We start from the raw sequence: 17,260 nt of genomic DNA, 5'->3' as shown, positions 1-17,260 counted from the left end.
GCGCAATCGCGACAGCGGCCAGCCCGGTTCTCGGACTGCCCCCAGCAAGAACGCCCCCTGCGTCCGGCATGCGATCGGCGCCGGACGATACAAGGACATCTTGCCTGTGAATCGGGCGATTGTCGCCCTCTTCCGGCAGCCTGCGTTCGGTCACGCAAGCCACAGGAATAGTAACGATAAGTCACCCGAAACGTCACTCCCTCACCGGCGAAATCGGCGTCGCGTCGTGGAGCGGATTCTTAAGGGTTCCTGTCTTAGGAATCGGTGGGCGGGTGTCCAGGTCCGCGTAGCCAAGAGTCAGTCGGTAGCCGTTCAGCGGGTAGCGGGTGAAGGTTTCGCCCGTCAGCGCCGTGGCGGCGATTCGGTCGGCGAGGTGGGGGTTTTCGAGCGCGTAGCGGTCGAGTTCGCCTCGGACCAGGCCCCAGAGGTCGACAGTCGGGACGAGGTGGGAGAGCGGGTTGAGGACGCCGAGGAAGAGGGCGTCGACCATGTACTGGCGCAGGACGTTCCAGGGCTTTCTCGGGAGGACTCGATCGTGGGAGTCCGGTTCCGCGCCACGCGCGGGGATGGGGTCGGTGGAGAGGTTGACGTCGTCGACGAGGTCCTTGATGACCAGACGGGATGGGAGGCCGGACTCGTCGCAGATGATGGCGAGGTTCTCGCCGTGGGGGTTGACGGTGATGCCGTAGTGGTGGAGGAGGTGGAGCAGCGGCCGGAGGATGGTGGCGAGGAGGTGGCTGATCCAGACCTCGGGGGTGGCGCCGGAGCGTTGGATGTACGACGCGACCAGCGGTTCGCCGGCGGAGTCGATGTGGAGGACGGCGGCGAGGGGCCAGGCGGTTTCAGCTGGGCGAAGGCGGGGGTCCAGGGGGTCGCGCCAGATGCAGCCGAGGGTTTCGGTCCACTGGTACGGGATGCCGGGTGCGGCATTGAGTTGCGGGTGCCGGACGGTGACCGAGGCGACCTCGCCGAGCAGTTCGGCGCCCAGCGCCTGCAGGGTTTCGTCGCGGTACCAGAGGCCGCGGAGCCACTGGGTGACCATGGGCGCGGCGAGCGTGCAGTGGACGGGGATGCCTCGGTAGACCGAGGTGTTGAGGATCTTCAGCGGGAGCTTGACCTGGTAGCGCAGCGGGGACGAGAGATTGACCATCGTGCGGATCGACTGCGTCGGCAGGTAGTCGTCCGGCCCCTCCCCCAGGACGACGATCTCGCCGGTGGCCAGTTCGCGTGACCACTGGGTGCGGACGACGTGGTCCAGCTGCCACGGGTGGACCGGGAGCCAGACGTACGAGTCCGGGTCGACCAGCTGGTTCCGGAACACCTCCAGCGCCTCGGGTCCGAGCTCGCGGCCGACCACTGCGTGCTCCGACAGGTCAGGAGTCCCCCGGAACTCCGCCAGGCCTCGCCGTACCGCCAGCCAGACCAGGCGGAGCGGCGTACGGGCTTCTGGGGTGTAGCGGTCGCTGTCGGAGGCTGAGAAGCCCTGGCGGCCCTTGTTGGCGACGAGGATCGGGTGGCCGGTCAGGTGACCTTCCAGCTCAGTGTGGTGAAGCTCCGCGAGCTCTGCATTGCCCACAGCAGTAGAAGCCATCCGTACGTCGGCAGCGAGCGTGCTCGACAGCTCAGCCGTGTAGCCCGCCAGCGTCGGCCCGTCCAACCCCAGTACGTCGGCAGCGTCCAGCAGGAACTGCAGCGGGTCGACAGCCGGCTCGCTCTCGTCATTGCCGAGGATGCCGGCCGTGGTCCGCTGCACCGAGCCAGGCGTCACCCGGTACGTCGCGAACGGCCCCTCTTCGTACGCGAACGTGTAGGCGACACCACCAAGCTCCAGCCGCCCGTCGACAGGCGTCAGCAGAGCCTCGCTGCAGAACTGGGAGATCAGCTTCGCCAGGAGTTCCGACGAGCAGCGCGTCCAGCTCATGCGGGCTGGGCGAAGCTGGTGAAGGCGGTGGACTTCTGCAGCCGGAAGACCTCGCGCCCGGCGACGGTGTTCAGGATCGTCGCGTTGCGCACGGCCCCGATCCCGAGGTCCGGTGCCGCGACGCCATGGCTGTGCAGATCGGCGTTGGACACGAACATCCTCTCCAGGCCGCGGACGCTGTGGTCCCGGTTGATCGCCCACCGACCAGCAGCGTCCCGCTGGACCAGCGACTCGACAGACGGCTGCAGGAACTCCAGCGCCCGGTTGCGGTAACCAGTAGCGGCGACAACCACGTCACACGTGTGCTGGAAGGTCCGGCCGCTGTCAGCGCGCTCTGTCGTCAGCACAACCCCGTCCGGCCCGTCCACAGCAGCAGTGACCGCCACACCGCACTGCAGCTCAGCAGCGACGTCCTGCGAGTACAGGAGGTCGTGGATCTGATCCAGCGTCTCCGACGAGATCCCCTTGTAGTGCCGCCACTGCTCCTTCACCAGCCGGTCTCGCACTGGCTCGTCGAGCGAGTGGAAGTAGTCCACGTACGACGGTGTCGTCATCTCCAGCACCAGCTTCGAGTAGTCCAGCGGTGCGAACGACGCCGTACGGGTCAGCCAGCTCACTGCCGGTCCGCCAGAGCGCAGCAGGTCCAGCGTGCACTCAGCCCCCGACTGCCCCGACCCGACGACAGCTACGCGCCCAGCGCCCAGCAACTGCTCCCGCCGGTACAGGTAGTCGCCGGAGTGCAGCAGCCGCGTAGCAGGCAGGTCAGCCAAGGCAGCCGGTACAGACGGCTCAGTACCGACGCCGAGCACCAGGTGCCGAGCCACCATCACCTCATCACCAGCAGAAACGGTGAAGACCGACCCGTCCCACTCCACCGACGTCACCTCGCGCCCGAAGTGCAGCGAGTCCAGCTGCGCCGCGCACCAGCGCAGGTAGGACTCGTACTCCCGCCGGGTCGGGTGGAACTGCTCCCGCACGTAGAACTGGTAGAGCCGGTCGTTGTCCCGCAGGTACGACAGGAACGACAGGCGGTGCGCCGGCTCGACCAGGCTGACCAGGTCGGCCAGGAACGAGACCTGCAGCATCGCGTCGTCGAACATCAGCCCGCGGTGCCAGGTGAACTCCGGCCGGCTGTCCAGTACGGCGACCTGCAGGTCGAGCCCGTCGGCCAGCGCGGCCAGGCCTAAGTTGAACGGCCCGGCGCCGATCGCGATCACGTCGTAGCTCATCTATTCCTCCACGGCCCTGGTGCGGACCATCAGTAGTGCGGTCTTCTCGGGCAGCTGTAGCTCCCCGGACGGCTCGAACCCGGCTGCGGCGAACGCGCGCAGCGAGGGGGTGTTGCGGACATCCGGCTCAGCCACGACCCGCGAGCAGCGGGGATCGGCCCGCAGCACCGCGTCAGCGAGGGCGCGCAGCAGGCGCCGCCCGATCCCCCGGCCCACCTGGGCCACGTCGCCGATCGCGACGTGCAGCCCCCAGTCGTGCTCGCGCCAGGCGTAGTACTCCGCGAGCCGATCGTGCCGGACGCGGTACAGCTCGACGTACGCCAAAGCAACGCCCTCAGCAGCAACCAGGCAGGGCACCGAGTGCTCCCCCGCCGCCTGCTCGTCCAGCACCTGGGCCCAGCGCTCCACGGACCAGTCGGACTCCCACCACGGCAGGATGTGCGGCTGCGCCATCCACCAGGCGACGAGAGCCGCGTCGGATGCCTCAGCGGGGCGGAGGTCGAAGCCGTCGTCGAGGTGCAGCACCGGCGCGACCTCGCACCTCATCGAGCCGCGCCAAGCCGCAGGGGGTTCGGGATCTCCAGGTAGACCGACTGGTTGTCGAGCGGCGCGACCACCTCGTCGATGCCCTTCAGCCGGGTCAGCATATTCGCCTTGCACGGCAGCTGGTCGGCGCTGAGCCAGCGCTGGGCCAGCCGGTCGCCGTCAGGCCCTGCAGCCTTCAGCGACGGCAGCGCCTCCGACAGCCGATCCCGTACGACGTCCAGCAGCGCCCGCTCGTCCGCTACTCCGTCCACCCCCAGTGCGCCCACCACAGCGAGCGCCTGGTTGTGCAGCAGGTAGTAGGTGAGCCGGTCGTCGACGATCGCGTCCTCGACCACGGCCAGCGTGGAGTCGCTCTCACCGGTCACCGCGAGCAGGCCCTCCAGGTACGACGACGCCAGGTAGTAGCCCTGATTGTCGCGGTACGCGCCGCCGATGACCCGGCCGGCGTCGTCCAGCCGGACCAGCGTGTTCTGCTGGTGCGCCTCCAGGCCGATGCCGGTCTCGGCGTACAGGCAGAGCATCGGGACGAGCACCTGGTCGACGTACGACGCCACCCATGCACCCGGATCGTCCAGTACGCCGGGGAGCGCGCTGAGCCGGCTGCCACCGCCCAGGCGCGGTGCGACGAGCCCGGCGAGACAGGCGTAGCTGTCGACGTCGGCTGGCACCTCGCGGACCGCCACGTCGAGCCCGGTGAGCGTCGGCCCGCCCTCGTCGAGCGCGACCCAGGCTGGGTCGCGGACGATCGAGAAGCCGGGGTGCTGCGTCGCCGTACCGGCGTTGTACGCCGCGTCGAGCAGGCGGTTGATCTCGAGGCCGCGGCGCAGCTCTGTTGGTGTGGACTCGCGGCGCGAGTTGGTGATCCGCAGCCCGAGCGACAGCTTCAGCATGACCGGCAGGTCGGGGTGGTAGACGGTGCGGAGGCTGGAGGTCGGGTACCACTGCGCGCCGAGCGGTCCGAGCGGGCGCACCCGGCCGGCGCGGATCAGGTCGGCCACGCGGGGGCGCTGGGCGACAGACGCGGCCTGCCATGGGTGGGCTGGTACCAGCGCGGTGCCTGGCGCCGGCGTGGTACCGGCCAAGGCTGCCATCAGCTGCTGCGCGTCCAGTCCTTGGAGCGACGGCGCACCCGTCACCTGGTCCGAGGAGACCAGGTCCTGGTCGACCTCGAACCAGTGCACGGCGAAGCGGCCGCCGAGCTCAGGTGAGTACGCCGCGAGCTCGGCGCCAGTCAGTCCGTCGCGGCTCTTCGGGGCGGGGTGCATCTGATGGCCGACGAGCAGGGCCTGCTCGTGGGCGAGGAAGCGGCCGCGCCCAGCCGCCTCCTGCCCTTCGCCGGTGCTGGCCGGTGCGCCGGCGAAGAACGTCTCGACGTTGCGCACCGACTCCGCGGTACGCGCTGCCAGGTCGTCGACCTCGGACGGATCAGCATCAACAGCCAGCAACCGAACCAAGTCCTCCGGCACAGGCGCCTCTCCATTGACCGCCACATCCGCGAACAGATGCAGTCCAGTGGGAGAGGCGTGCAGGACCTGCGCGGTGACCTCGGCATCACCAACCGGGAAGCTGAGCGGGCCGGGAGCAACCTCTACCCCCGCCTCCCGCGTGTAGCACCGCAGGATCGCGTTCAGATGGGCGTCGACTGCCGCTTGCGTCGTGGGGGTCACGCTGCTCCTTCGCCGCCGGCCGACCGGACTTCGTGGCCGGTGGCCACGACCAGGTCGAGCAGTTCCTCGATGTCCGACGCGGTGGCGTTCGGGTTCAGCAGCGTCAACTTCAACGCGACCGCCGCCGGACGGTCGCCTCCGCCGGGAATCCTGGTCCGGCCGATCAGCACCCGTCCCGACGTCAGCAACCGGCGCCGGACCTCACCCTGGAGCGCGTCCACGCCGGCCGCGTCCAGCCCCCGCCCGGCGACCCGGAACAGCACCGTGGTCAGGGTCACCGGCGCCAGCAGCTCGAGGTTGCTGTCGGCAACGACCCTGGCCGCGGCGGCGTGCGCGAGCTCGTGGCAGGTGTCGAGCATCTTGCCCAGTCCGGCCCGGCCGTAAGCGGTCAAAGTCGTGGCGACTTTCACAGCGTCCGGGCGCCGCGTCGTCTGTAGACTTCGCCCGAGCAGACCGTCCAGCCCGGAGTCGATGTCGTCGGCCGGGTTGAGGTAGTCGACCGAGCGGCCGAGCGCGGAGAACCGGTCCCGGTCCGCGACCAGCAGCATGCTCGTCGCCGCCGGCTGCCAGCCGATCTTGTGCAGGTCGAGCGTCACCGAGTCGGCCGCCGGCAGCTCCGAGAGCAGCGGCGCCAGCCGGTCCGAGAACAACGCCCCGAACCCGTACGCCGCGTCCGCGTGCACCCAGGCGCCGTACGGGCGAGCCAGCTCGGCGATCCCCTCGATCGGGTCGATCGTGCCGTAGTCCGTCGTACCGGCGGTGGCGACGACGGCGATCGGAGTCCGACCGGGCACGGCCAGCTCGTCAGCCAGTACGTCGAGGCGCAAGCGGAAGTCACCGTCGGTCGGGATCGCGATCACCGCGTCCTCCCCCAGCCCGAGCGCGGCGCACGCGCGCTGGATCGAGAAGTGCGCCAGCTCGGAGCACAGCACGACCGGCCGCCGCATCGCGTAGACGCCGTCCCGGCGGACGTCGAGACCCGCCGCCGCGGCTGCGTTGTCGCGCGCGATCAGCATCGCGAGCAGGTTGGAGATCGACCCACCAGGAGTCAGTACGCCGTCAGCCGCCGGGCCGAAACCGGCCATCGCCGCCAGCGCCCGGACGACCCACTGCTCGATCGCCAGCGTCGCCGGGCCGGAGTCGTAGGTGTCCATCGACGCGTTGCTCGCCGACGCGATCCGGTCGGCGTCGACCGCGACCTGCAGCACCGGCGGCTGCAGGTGCGCCGCGGCGTGCGGATGGCTCAGGTCGATGCCGTCGCGGTCGAGCAGACCGGCGATCAGGTCCAGCGCCGCCGACTCACCGACACCGGTCGACGGCACCCGCGGCTCACCGAGCACCGCGCCGGTTCGCCGTAACACGTCCGCCGGCTGACCGGCCGGCAACGGCCCGCGGTCCCGATCCACTACCGTGGAAGCCAACGGCCACTTCGAGACGGGCAGCTCGACCGGCGACGGCGCGAGACCCACTTGCTGCAACATCCAGCGACTCCAGGAAAGTTGTTGAGTAAGGCAACCCTTACTTAGGTAGCCCTAACCTACTTCTCCTGCAGGTGATGTCAATTCACCGCCCGTACGGCGCGCGGGTCAGGACGAAGGTAGCGATGTTGAGCTCGTCGACGCCACCGTCAGCGCCGCGCACGACCCGCAGTTTCTCCCCCGCGAAGTACCCGTCGCGCCCCTGGTAGAGATCAGGACCGAGCGGCGAGAACCGGCAGGTGAGAGCGCCGCTCAGTTGGAGGATGCACCCACTCACCGACATCGTCACGGGCGTGTTGCCCCAGTACCAGTGGCCGAGCAGCTCCTCGCCCTGCGGCAACTCCGGCTCCGGCACCCACTCTGGCGGCAGCCACGGCTCGTGCGTCACGAGCGTCCGCATCAGGTCGAGCGGCACCGACGAGCACTTCCCGTACGTCGCGTTGGCCAGCGCGACCGCGCCGATCCGCCGTACGCGATCGACGAACAGTCCGGCGACGAACCCCGGCATCGAACCCGTGTGACCGGCAAAGAGATAAGGATCGTCGGCCTGCAAGCGCAGCCCCAACCCGTACGCCGCGTTCAGCGCCTCGCGCGGATCGGCCGACGCCGGCGTCGCCATCTCCTCGACGCTCTCCCGCCGCAGCACCTCCGGCACCGGGTCGATCCAGAAGTTCGCGTACGCCGCCAGGTCCTCGATCGTGCTCCACAGCTGCCCGGCCGGTGCCATCGCGCCCGCGTCGTACGCCGGCTCCGGCGCCAGCCGCCCGCTGAACGGGTGCACCGAGAAACCTTCAGCCGCCGGAGCTTCCGGGAAGTACGTCGTCCGCCGCATCCCCAGCGGCAGCAGGATCCGCTCCCGCACCAGGTCGAACCACGACTCGCCCCGCAGCCGCGCGACGATCTCACCGAGCAACCCGTACCCGAGGTTCGAGTAGTGGTACCGCTGATCCGGCCCACCCGCAGCCTGCGACTCGTCCATCGCCGCGGCCAGCGCCTCGAACGAGACGCCCGGGTTGCGCTCCCACCACGGGCCCTCGGGCTCGGCGTTCATGCCGCCGGAGTGCGACAGCAGGTGCCGCAGCGTCCGGTCGCCGAACGCGATCCCCGGCAAATGCTTGCCCACGGCATCGTTCAGCGCGAGCAGCCCGTCGTCGCGGCACTGCAGCACCAGGATCGCGGTCAGCGTCTTGGTGATCGACCCGATCCGGTACTGCCGCTCCGGACCGGGCAGCTCACCACCGGACCCAGCGAACTGCCCGCGCGACCCGGTCCACACCAGCGCCCCGTCGCGCACCACACCCGCGGTGATCGACGGCAGCTTCCACTCACTCTGGGCCGCCGCCACCTCGGCGTACAGGGCGGCGGCGGTCTCAGGGCGAACGGTCACTCAAAGGCCTCCGGGGAAGGGCAGGAGCAGATCAGGTTGCGGTCGCCGTACGCGCCGTCGATGCGGCGCACCGGCGGCCAGTACTTCGTGGTCCGGTCGACCGACTGCGGGAAGGCGGCCTCCTCGCGGGTGTAGGCGTGCTCCCACTTGTCGTTGATCACCGCGGACGCCGTGTGCGGCGCGTTGACCAGCGGGTTGTCGCCGGCCGGCCACTCCCCGGCCGCGACCCGGTCGACCTCGTGCTTGATCGCGATCATCGCGTCGATGAAGCGGTCCAGCTCGCCCAGGTCCTCGGACTCGGTCGGCTCGACCATCAGCGTGCCCGGCACCGGGAACGACATCGTCGGCGCGTGGAAGCCGTAGTCGATCAGCCGCTTCGCGACGTCGTCGACGGTGACACCGGTCTCCTTGGTCATCGGCCGCAGGTCGAGGATGCACTCGTGCGCGACCAGGCCGTTCTCGCCGGTGTAGAGCACCGGGAACGCGTTCTCGAGCCGCTTGGCGACGTAGTTCGCGGTCAGCACCGCGGCCTTGGTCGCCGACGTCAGGCCCTCGGCGCCCATCATCCTGATGTAGGCCCAGGAGATCGCCAGCACACCGGCCGAGCCGAACGGCGCCGCCGAGATCGGGCCGACACCGGACTCCGGACCGGCCTGGTCGAGCAGCGGGTGGTTCGGCAGGTACGGCGCCAGGTGCGCCGCGACCGCGACCGGACCGACGCCCGGGCCGCCACCACCGTGCGGGATGCAGAAGGTCTTGTGCAGGTTCAGGTGCGAGACGTCGCCGCCGAACTCGCCGGGCTTGGCCAGGCCGAGCAGGGCGTTCAGGTTCGCGCCGTCGACGTACACCTGACCGCCGTTGTCGTGGACGATCCGGCAGACCTCGGTGACGCTCTCCTCGTACACGCCGTGCGTGGACGGGTAGGTGATCATGATCGCGGCCAGCTTGTCGGCGTGCTCAGAAGCCTTGCTGCGCAGGTCGTCCAGGTCGATGGTGCCGTCGTCGTTGCCCTTGACAACCACGACCTTCATCCCGGCCATCACCGCGGAGGCGGCGTTGGTGCCGTGCGCGCTGGACGGGATGAGGCAGACGTTGCGGTCCTCGTTGCGCTGATTCGATTCCTTCTGGGCCCGGTGGTACCCGCGGATCGCCAGCAGGCCGGCCAGCTCGCCCTGCGAGCCGGCGTTCGGCTGGATCGAGACCTTGGCGTACCCGGTGACCTCGGCCAGCCAGCGCTCCAGCTGACCGATCAGCGTCACGTACCCGGCGGCGTCCTCGATCGGCGCGAACGGGTGCAGGTCGGCGAACTCGGGCCAGGTGACCGCTTCCATCTCGGTGGTCGCGTTCAGCTTCATCGTGCAGGAGCCGAGCGGAATCATGCCGCGGTCGAGCGCGTAGTCGTAGTCCGACAGCTTGCGCAGGTAGCGCAGCATCGCGGTCTCGGACCGGTGCGTGTTGAAGACCGGGTGGGTCAGGTAGTCCGACGTCCGGGCCACGGCCTCGGACAGGTTCCCGCCGCCGAGCGCGGCGTCGTACCGGACGCCGAACGAGCGGCAGACCCGGCCGAGCGCGGCGGCGTCGGTCTTCTCGTCGCAGGAGATCCCGACGTGGTCGGCGTCGACCAGGCGCAGCCAGATCCCGTTCTGCCGGGCGGTGTCGACGACGTCGGCGGCGCGACCGGGGACGCGGGCCAGGACGGTGTCGAAGAACTGCTCGTGCACGACCTCGACGCCACCGGCGCGCAGCGAGGCGGCCAGGCTGTCGGCGTTCGCGTGCACGCGCTCGGCGATCGCCTTCAGTCCGTCCGGGCCGTGGTAGACGGCGTACATGGACGCGACGACGGCGAGCAGGACCTGAGCCGTACAGATGTTGGACGTCGCCTTCTCGCGACGGATGTGCTGCTCACGGGTCTGCAGGGCCAGCCGGTACGCCGGCGCGCCGTCGGCATCGACCGAGACGCCGACGAGGCGACCGGGCAACGACCGCTCGAGACCGGCCCGGACCGACATGAAGCCGGCGTGCGGACCGCCGTAGAACAAGGGGACTCCGAAGCGCTGCGAGGACCCGACGACGATGTCGGCGCCGGCCTCACCCGGTGCCTCCAGCAACGTCAGCGCGAGCAGGTCGGAGGCGACGGCAACCAGCGTCTCGCGCTCGTGCGCCGCCGTGACCAGCGGCTTCAGGTCGCGGACGACGCCGCCGGAGCCCGGGTACTGGACCAGGAAACCGAAGAAGTCACCCTCGGGCAGACCGCGAGTGGTGTCGGCGACGACGACCTCGATGCCGAGCGCCTCGGCGCGGGTCTCGACCACCGCGATCGTCTGCGCGAAGCAGTCGGCGTCGACCAGGAAGCGGTTGCTCTTGGCCCCTCCAGCCGACGACCGCCGGTTCGACCGGTGCGCCAGCGTCATCGCCTCGGCGGCCGCGGTGCCCTCGTCGAGCAGCGACGCGTTCGCGGTCGGCAGGCCGGTCAGGTCCGACACGACGGTCTGGAAGTTCAGCAGCGCCTCCAGCCGGCCCTGCGAGATCTCCGGCTGGTACGGCGTGTACGCCGTGTACCAGGCCGGGTTCTCGACCAGGCGGCGGACGATCACCGACGGGGTGAAGGTTCCGTAGTAGCCCTGGCCGATCATCGAGGTGGCGACGTTGTTGCGGCCGGCCAGCCGGCGGAGCTCGGTCAGCGCGTCGACCTCGGAGGCCGGCTCGGGCAGCCGGAGCGGCTCGGCCGAGCGGATCGAGGCCGGGACCGCGGCGTCGACCAGCGCGTCGACGTCGGCGTAGCCGAGGGTCTGCACCATCCGGGCCACCTCGTCGGCCCGCGGACCGATGTGGCGGTCGGCGAAGGTTGCTGAGATTTCAGTCATCAAGAGGCTCCGTTGCTGGCTGTCGCTTCCGGTGGCCTCCCCCTCTGTCACGCACGGCAGCACGCTTCAGAGTCGCCTGACGCACCCGGTCCATGGGCCTGAGAGGTTCCGGGGAGGAATTGCCCCTTCGGCGCCCGTCGTACGGGTCTCTCCCGAGTGCGGTGAACAGCTAGAGAGCAGCGTACCTCAGCCGGTCATCCGGGCGCGGCGACGGGCAGCGAGCTCGTCGTTCGCGTGCGGGCCGGACTCCTCGTCGTGGCCGTCGGCGCGCTCGGTCGGCAGCTCCGACAACGAGCCCTCGACCTCCCGCCAGACGCCACCGAGCGCGATCCCGAAGACCCCCTGGCCGCCGGCCAGCAGGTCGATCACCTCGTCCGGCGAGGTGCACATGTAGACCGAGGCGCCGTCGCTCATCAGCGTGATCTGGGTCAGGTCGTCGATGCCGCGCTTGCTCAGGTGGGCGATCGCGGTGCGGATCTGCTGCAGCGAGATGCCGGCGTCGAGCAGGCGCTTGATCACCTTGAGCAGCAGCACGTCGCGGAAGCCGTACAACCGCTGGGTGCCGGAGCCGGTGGCCGGGCGGACCGACGGCGAGACCAGGCCGGTACGGGCCCAGTAGTCGAGCTGACGGTACGTGATCCCCGCGGCGGCGCAGGCGGTCGGGCCACGGAAGCCGACATCCTCCGGCATCGGGCGCAGGTCGTCGTCGAAGAGCAGGCCTTGCACCCCCGCTGCGGCGGCCGCGTCGGCGCGTGCTTCGGACGCCTGCTGCGCCGTCAGATCAGTGTCGCCGGTGCGTGTCACGCCTGAGCCTCCCTGGGTACCGACTGGAACGGACTACATCCGTGGAGTTACAACTCCTCACAACTCCTTCAAGGTAAGCCGCCGACTTGACCCGGTCAACGACAACCGCTCCGAGCCGAAAGCGTGTCGCGACTCCGGGCCGAATTGTTACCAACCCGGCCTTGTACCAGAGACACCAAATTTGCGGGTCCCGGTGAAGGCTCGAGCGCGGCCTCAGGACTTGTCGAAGTCCTCCGGGGAGACCTGGTCGAGGAACTCGCGGAAGCGCTCCACTTCCTCTTCCTCCTCCACCTCGTCGGCCTCGTCGTTCTCACTCTCCGGGACCGGTACGCCGGCCTCGGCGAGGATCTCCTCGCTGCAGAACACCGGCGTGCCGGTGCGCAGCGCGAGCGCGATCGAGTCCGACGGGCGGGCGGAGATCTCGGTCTTGTCGTCGAAGACCAGGATCGCCTCGAACACCCCGTCGGTCAGGTTCACGATCCGGACCTGGGTCAGGGTGTGACCCAGGACACGGATCACCTCGGCGAAGATGTCGTGGGTGAGCGGCCGCGGCGGCTCCATCCCCTGCTGCGCGAACGCGATCGCGCTGGCCTCGGCCGCACCGATCCAGATCGGCAGGTACCGCTCACCGCCGACCTCCCGGAGCAGCACGATCGGCTGACTCGAGGGCATCTCGACCCGGACTCCGATTACGTCGACTTCGCGCACACCCTCAGCCTACTCCGCGACGCCGACACAAGCTGGCCGACGTACGGTCAACGGCTGAGCCGCGACCTGACGAGTGCGGCGTGCAACCGTACGGCGAGCGCAGCCAGCTCCTGCGTCTTGTCGTCCCGGCGAGGCCCGGCGACCTGTTCGATGAGCCCGACCTCGCGGTCGGCCGCCGTCCGGAACGGGCGCAGGTGCCGCGGCTCCACGCCGTACCGGCCGAACTCGGCGGCCGCCTTCGCGACCAGGATCGCGTCGCCGTCGTAGTGGTTGCCGCGAGCCACCACCAGCTGGTGGCTCTCCAACTGCTCCAGCAACTCAGCCGAGATCCCGGCCGCGACGCGCAGCTCCTCACGCGTCAGCTTCAACTCGGTGCGGTCGGCACCGAAGTCCTCCGCCACCGGCAGACCCGCAGGCTCGACCGCCGCAGGTGCCGCCGGACGACCACCGGGTGTCGGCCGCAGCCCGCGGTCCATGGCGCCGAGGTGTTCCTTGATCACCTTCAGCGGCAGGTACTGGTCGCGCTGCGCGGTCAGGACGTAGCGCAGCCGCTCGATGTCGGCCGCGCTGAACTTGCGGTACCCGGACGCGGTCCGGGCCGGCGTCACCAGTCCCTCGGCCTCGAGGAAGCGGAGCTTGGAGATGGTGACGTCGGCGAACTCGGCCTGCAGGACCTGCAGCACCGCTCCGATGCTGCTTCCTCCGGCGTCAGCCTCAGGCCTGGCCACTGGCGTAGTAGACGAGCCGGTACTTGCCGATCTGGACCTCGTCACCGTTGTTCAGCGCGACCTCGTCGATCCGGTCGCGGTTCACGTAGGTGCCGTTCAGGCTGCCGACGTCGCGGACCTTGACCCCGGCCGGGTCGCGGCGGAACTCCGCGTGCCGGCGCGAGACGGTGACGTCGTCGAGGAAGATGTCGCTGTCGGGGTGCCGGCCGGCGGTGACCACGTCGACGTCGAGCAGGAACCGGCTGCCCGCGTTCGGGCCGCGCTGGACGATCAGCAGCGCCGACCCGGCCGGGAGCGCGCCGACGGCGGCCTCGTCCTCGGCGGTCAGTCCCTCACCGGCCAGCTCGATCCGCTCGGTGTCGGGCTCGGCGCTGATCGGGGTCAGCATCGCGGTGTCGGTGACGCCGGGGGCGGGCACCGGACGGTCCGCGCCAGGGAGCATCGTTCCGCACTGCGAGCAGAACCTGCTGCCCTCGGAGTTCTCGTGCCCGCACTGGTTGCAGAACGGCATGCTGTGATCCTCCCGATCGCCGGCGGTCCGGCGACGTTGTCGTAGATCCCCGTGATGACTGTCGTGGTGCAAGTGTGGACTGCGCCCTCAACCCTCGACCGGCGGTTGAGGCCGCAAACCTATCAGTCCTGGTGCGTCAGGACGGGTCGAGCTGGCCCTTGTAGGTGTCGGCGTCCATCAGGGCCGCCACCTCCTCGTCGTCGTCGACGCGGATGTCGAGCAGCCAGCCCTCGCCGTACGGGTCGGTGTTGACCAGGTCGGGCTGGTCGGCCAGCGCCTCGTTGACGGCGGTGACGGTGCCGTTGACCGGGGCGAACAGGTCGCTGACGGACTTGGTCGACTCCAGCTCGCCGCAGGCGTCACCGGCCCGTACGACGGCCCCGACCTCGGGCAGCTGGACGTAGACGATGTCACCGAGCGCGTCCTGGGCGAAGTCGGTGATACCGACCCGCACCGGGCCTTCCTCGCCGGCCTTCACCCACTCGTGCTCGGCCGTGTACTTCAGGTCTTCGGGGTACACCTCGGGTCCTCTTTCGCTCAGGATCTACTTGGTCGGGCTGGGGGCCGGGCGAGCGTAGCGATGCTCCTCCGGCGCGTGCAAGGCGCTGACGGTCAGCTGCCGCAGCTCGGTCACCTCGGCGGTGCCACCGATCTGCGGACCGGTCACCTCGCTGACCAGGCCGCCGGGGAAGTTGGCCGCCTCGGCCAGGTTGTGGGACTCGCCGATCGCCTCGATCACGTACGGCGAAACCAGCTTCTCGCCGTCCACCCGGACACCGGGCGCGTCGTCGGTCAGGTCGGTGCTGGCCACCACCCGGACCTGGCCGTTGATCTGGATCGCCTCGGCACCGGCGTCGCGCAGTTCCTCGATCGCGTCCAGCAGGTTGCCGGACGTCATTTTGCCGTCGGGGTCGTTCAGCGTGATCCGGACACCAGGCCCCTGTGCGGGCAGCGTCCCGGCCAGGATGCTGAGCGTGCGGACCTGCTGCTCGGCCTGCTCGCGCGCGGTCTGGGCCTTGTCGGCACTGGAGGACAGCGTGTTCTTGCGCTCCTCCAGCTCGGTGATCTCGCTCTCCAGCCGGCGGTTGTTCTGGTTGAGGCCGTCGAGGATCGCGATCAGGTCCTCGCGGCGGGCGTTCTGGTAGCCGTCGTCGGCGCGGTTGACGCGGACCTGGACGACCGCCGTACAGGCCACCAGCGCCAGGACGACGGCCACGATCGCCTGACCGCGGGACGGCTTGAAGCCGGCCTTCAACCGGCGCAGCGCCAGGTTCGGGCCCTTGACCCGCGGCTGCGGCATCGGCGTCGGGGCAACCGGGTGCGCCGGCTCGGCCGGCGGCGTCTCCCGGGCCGGCTCCGGCTCCGCGCCGCGCCGCGACTCGGCGGTCCGGCGGTGCTCGGCGCGGTGGTGCGCCTCGCGGCCACTGGCCGGCTTGGCCGGGCCGTCGGGCGGCGGCGTGCTCTCGGGCGGTCGCTGGTCGTCGCTCATCGTCAGGCCCGGAAGACGTGCCGGCGGATCGCGGCCATGTTGGTGAAGATCCGGATGCCGAGCACGACCACGACGCCGGTGGACAGCTGCGAGCCGACGCCGAGCTGGTCACCGAGGTAGACGATCAGGGCCGCGATCAGCACGTTCGACACGAACGAGACGACGAACACCTTGTCGTCGAAGATCCCGTCCAGGAACGCGCGGAGCGCGCCGAAGACCGCGTCCAGCGCGGCGACGACGGCGATCGGCAGGTACGGCTGGGCCCAGTCGGGCACGTCGGGCGCGACCAGCAGGCCGATCACGACGCCGATCACCAGGCCGAGCACGGCGATCATTTCGGTCCCACCTTCGCGTACCGCAGCGCGATGGTGGCATCGGCTGGCACCAGCAAGGAGTCCTCCGTCGTGGTCGTCATCCGGACATCGAAGTTGCTCACCAGGTACTGCACCCACTGGCCGCCCGAGCTCTGCGCGAACCGGGCCGGCAGCGTGTTGGTGTCGCCGATCGCGAGCACCGTGTACGGCGGGTTGAGCGAGCTGTAGTCGACCGTGATCGCGCTGCCGGCGCCGCGGATCGCGGTCAGGCTGGTCAGCCGGTGGCCGTTCACCGCGATCGCCTCGGCGCCCGCGGTCCACAGCCCGTTGACCAGCTGCTGGAGGTCGACGTCGAGCAGCCGGCCCTCCTTGTCGTCGGCGTTCTTGGCGTCGTCGACCACGACCTTGAGGCCGGGCCCGGTGACGGCGACCGAGCCGACCTGCAGCTCCAGGTCGTCGACCTTCTTCTGCAGCGCGGCGTCGGCCTCGCTCAGCGCGCCGGCCTGCAGCCCGCGGACCTCACCGGCCAGCGCGGTCTGCCGGTTGCGCAGGTCGTTCAGCCGGGTGTCGGCCTGCTCGACGCGCTCGACCAGCTCGTTGCGCTGCTTCTCGGCGGCCGGGGCGCTGCGGTAGTTCTGCGAGGCGGCGATCGCCAGCAGGAAACCCAGGACGACGAACGCGACCACGAGCATGATCCGGTGCCGGGCCTTCTTCGGCCCGCCGGACAGCGGACGCGCCCGTGCGCTGATCGCGTACCCCTCGTCGAGCGGGTGCGCCATCAGGTTGTTCAGCAGCGACATGGACGCGTCCACGCGCCGCTGCCCGGGCGGAGCTTGCTGAGTCACGATCTCCCCGGCTGCCCGCTGATCGGTTTGACGGTCTGGACCAGGTGCCGCAGCTGGACGAAGTACAGGGCGCCGGCCCAGTAGTACAGCGCCGTGCCCCAGATCGCGAACGCCCAGCCGAAGACGCGGGCCAGCAGGTTGAGCGTGCTGTCGCCGTCACCGAGCAGCAGCAGCGGGAAGGCGTAGAGCAGGCAGAAGGTCGCCGACTTGCCGAGGAAGTGCACCGGCAGCGCGTTGAAGCCGCGGCGGTGCAGGGCCGGCAGCGTGAAGGTCAGCAGCAAGTCGCGCAGTGGCAGCGCGATCGCCAGCCACCACGGGATGATGTCGCGCAGCGCCAAGCCGAGCACGGTGGCGAAGATGTAGAGCCGGTCGGCGACCGGGTCGAGCATCTGGCCGAGCCGGGTGGTCTGGTTCATCCGGCGGGCGATCTGGCCGTCGGCCCAGTCGGTGAAGCCGGAGATCGCGAGCACCAGCAGCGCCCAGCCGTCCTCTTCCGGCCCGAGGATCAGCCACAGGAACAACGGCACCCCGAGCAACCGCACGAAGCTCAGTGCGTTCGGGATCGTCAGTACCCGGTCGGAGACCTCCACGTCCGGCACGCGACCCTCCCCCTTTGTCCTGTCAGCCCACCACTTCCGCCGGTAACTCTACTGGGGCAGGCGACCAGGTTTCGCTCGGGCCACACCGGGGAAGCCCTGAGATGCCCCTGACTGTGGAACGCGGCCGAACCGGTTCGGCTACGCGCGTCACCGACCGGTGACCTGATCGA

Annotated in this window: 16 protein-coding genes and 1 riboswitch; all 16 genes read right to left on the bottom strand. The window is 70.0% G+C overall.

The features are described 5' to 3' along the window. Positions 1 to 193 precede the first annotated feature (193 nt). Positions 194 to 1,921: an IucA/IucC family protein gene (locus ACZ6Z4_RS28970; protein ID WP_465570735.1), complete on the bottom strand. Its 1,728-nt coding sequence runs from the start codon at positions 1,919 to 1,921 to the stop codon at positions 194 to 196. Beyond that, a complete protein-coding gene (locus tag ACZ6Z4_RS28965) occupies positions 1,918 to 3,150 on the bottom strand; it encodes a lysine N(6)-hydroxylase/L-ornithine N(5)-oxygenase family protein (protein ID WP_465570732.1) in 1,233 nt (410 codons plus the stop codon). Before ACZ6Z4_RS28965 ends, ACZ6Z4_RS28970 begins: the two co-directional genes overlap by 4 nt. Further along, the gene (locus ACZ6Z4_RS28960; protein ID WP_465570729.1) at positions 3,151 to 3,696 is read right to left on the bottom strand and encodes a GNAT family N-acetyltransferase; all 546 of its coding nucleotides are present in this window, start codon (positions 3,694 to 3,696) and stop codon (positions 3,151 to 3,153) included. Beyond that, a complete protein-coding gene (locus ACZ6Z4_RS28955; RefSeq protein ID WP_465570726.1) occupies positions 3,693 to 5,363 on the bottom strand; it encodes an IucA/IucC family protein in 1,671 nt (556 codons plus the stop codon). The genes ACZ6Z4_RS28960 and ACZ6Z4_RS28955 overlap by 4 nt, the downstream gene beginning before the upstream one ends. Further along, positions 5,360 to 6,844: a pyridoxal phosphate-dependent decarboxylase family protein gene (locus ACZ6Z4_RS28950; protein WP_465570722.1), complete on the bottom strand. Its 1,485-nt coding sequence runs from the start codon at positions 6,842 to 6,844 to the stop codon at positions 5,360 to 5,362. The genes ACZ6Z4_RS28955 and ACZ6Z4_RS28950 overlap by 4 nt, the downstream gene beginning before the upstream one ends. 82 nt (positions 6,845 to 6,926) lie before the next feature. Next, positions 6,927 to 8,228, bottom strand: a complete 1,302-nt coding sequence (locus tag ACZ6Z4_RS28945; RefSeq protein WP_465570719.1) for a serine hydrolase domain-containing protein — start codon at positions 8,226 to 8,228, stop codon at positions 6,927 to 6,929. Next, positions 8,225 to 11,092 (bottom strand): aminomethyl-transferring glycine dehydrogenase, encoded by a 2,868-nt coding sequence (gene gcvP / locus ACZ6Z4_RS28940; protein WP_465570714.1) that lies wholly within the window; start codon positions 11,090 to 11,092, stop codon positions 8,225 to 8,227. Before gcvP ends, ACZ6Z4_RS28945 begins: the two co-directional genes overlap by 4 nt. 76 nt (positions 11,093 to 11,168) lie before the next feature. Then, positions 11,169 to 11,257: riboswitch (glycine riboswitch) on the bottom strand. Positions 11,258 to 11,278: 21 nt separating this feature from the next. Then, positions 11,279 to 11,896 carry a MerR family transcriptional regulator gene (locus tag ACZ6Z4_RS28935; protein ID WP_465570708.1) on the bottom strand — a complete coding sequence of 206 codons (618 nt, stop codon included), beginning with the start codon at positions 11,894 to 11,896 and terminating at the stop codon, positions 11,279 to 11,281. 213 nt (positions 11,897 to 12,109) lie between these two features. Then, the gene (locus ACZ6Z4_RS28930; protein WP_363675239.1) at positions 12,110 to 12,604 is read right to left on the bottom strand and encodes a bifunctional nuclease family protein; all 495 of its coding nucleotides are present in this window, start codon (positions 12,602 to 12,604) and stop codon (positions 12,110 to 12,112) included. A 47-nt stretch (positions 12,605 to 12,651) separates the two neighbouring features. After that, the gene (gene ftsR / locus ACZ6Z4_RS28925; protein ID WP_465570702.1) at positions 12,652 to 13,287 is read right to left on the bottom strand and encodes a transcriptional regulator FtsR; all 636 of its coding nucleotides are present in this window, start codon (positions 13,285 to 13,287) and stop codon (positions 12,652 to 12,654) included. 31 nt (positions 13,288 to 13,318) lie between these two features. After that, positions 13,319 to 13,843 carry an FHA domain-containing protein gene (locus ACZ6Z4_RS28920; protein ID WP_363675243.1) on the bottom strand — a complete coding sequence of 175 codons (525 nt, stop codon included), beginning with the start codon at positions 13,841 to 13,843 and terminating at the stop codon, positions 13,319 to 13,321. Between the two features lie 136 nt (positions 13,844 to 13,979). Further along, positions 13,980 to 14,363, bottom strand: a complete 384-nt coding sequence (gene gcvH, locus ACZ6Z4_RS28915) for a glycine cleavage system protein GcvH (RefSeq protein WP_363675245.1) — start codon at positions 14,361 to 14,363, stop codon at positions 13,980 to 13,982. Positions 14,364 to 14,387: 24 nt separating this feature from the next. After that, positions 14,388 to 15,332 (bottom strand): DUF881 domain-containing protein, encoded by a 945-nt coding sequence (locus ACZ6Z4_RS28910; RefSeq protein WP_465570697.1) that lies wholly within the window; start codon positions 15,330 to 15,332, stop codon positions 14,388 to 14,390. Between the two features lie 2 nt (positions 15,333 to 15,334). After that, positions 15,335 to 15,667: a small basic family protein gene (locus ACZ6Z4_RS28905; RefSeq protein ID WP_077016542.1), complete on the bottom strand. Its 333-nt coding sequence runs from the start codon at positions 15,665 to 15,667 to the stop codon at positions 15,335 to 15,337. Next, positions 15,664 to 16,458, bottom strand: coding sequence for a DUF881 domain-containing protein (locus ACZ6Z4_RS28900; protein ID WP_465570691.1), 795 nt, complete (start codon positions 16,456 to 16,458; stop codon positions 15,664 to 15,666). Before ACZ6Z4_RS28900 ends, ACZ6Z4_RS28905 begins: the two co-directional genes overlap by 4 nt. A 29-nt stretch (positions 16,459 to 16,487) precedes the next feature. Next, positions 16,488 to 17,090, bottom strand: coding sequence for a CDP-alcohol phosphatidyltransferase family protein (locus ACZ6Z4_RS28895; protein ID WP_363675251.1), 603 nt, complete (start codon positions 17,088 to 17,090; stop codon positions 16,488 to 16,490). Positions 17,091 to 17,260 lie beyond the last annotated feature (170 nt).

Source organism: Kribbella sp. NPDC104740 (genome assembly GCF_055583505.1).
The sequence above is the reverse complement of the archived record's forward strand: the minus strand, read 5'-3'. Positions and strand labels throughout refer to the sequence as shown.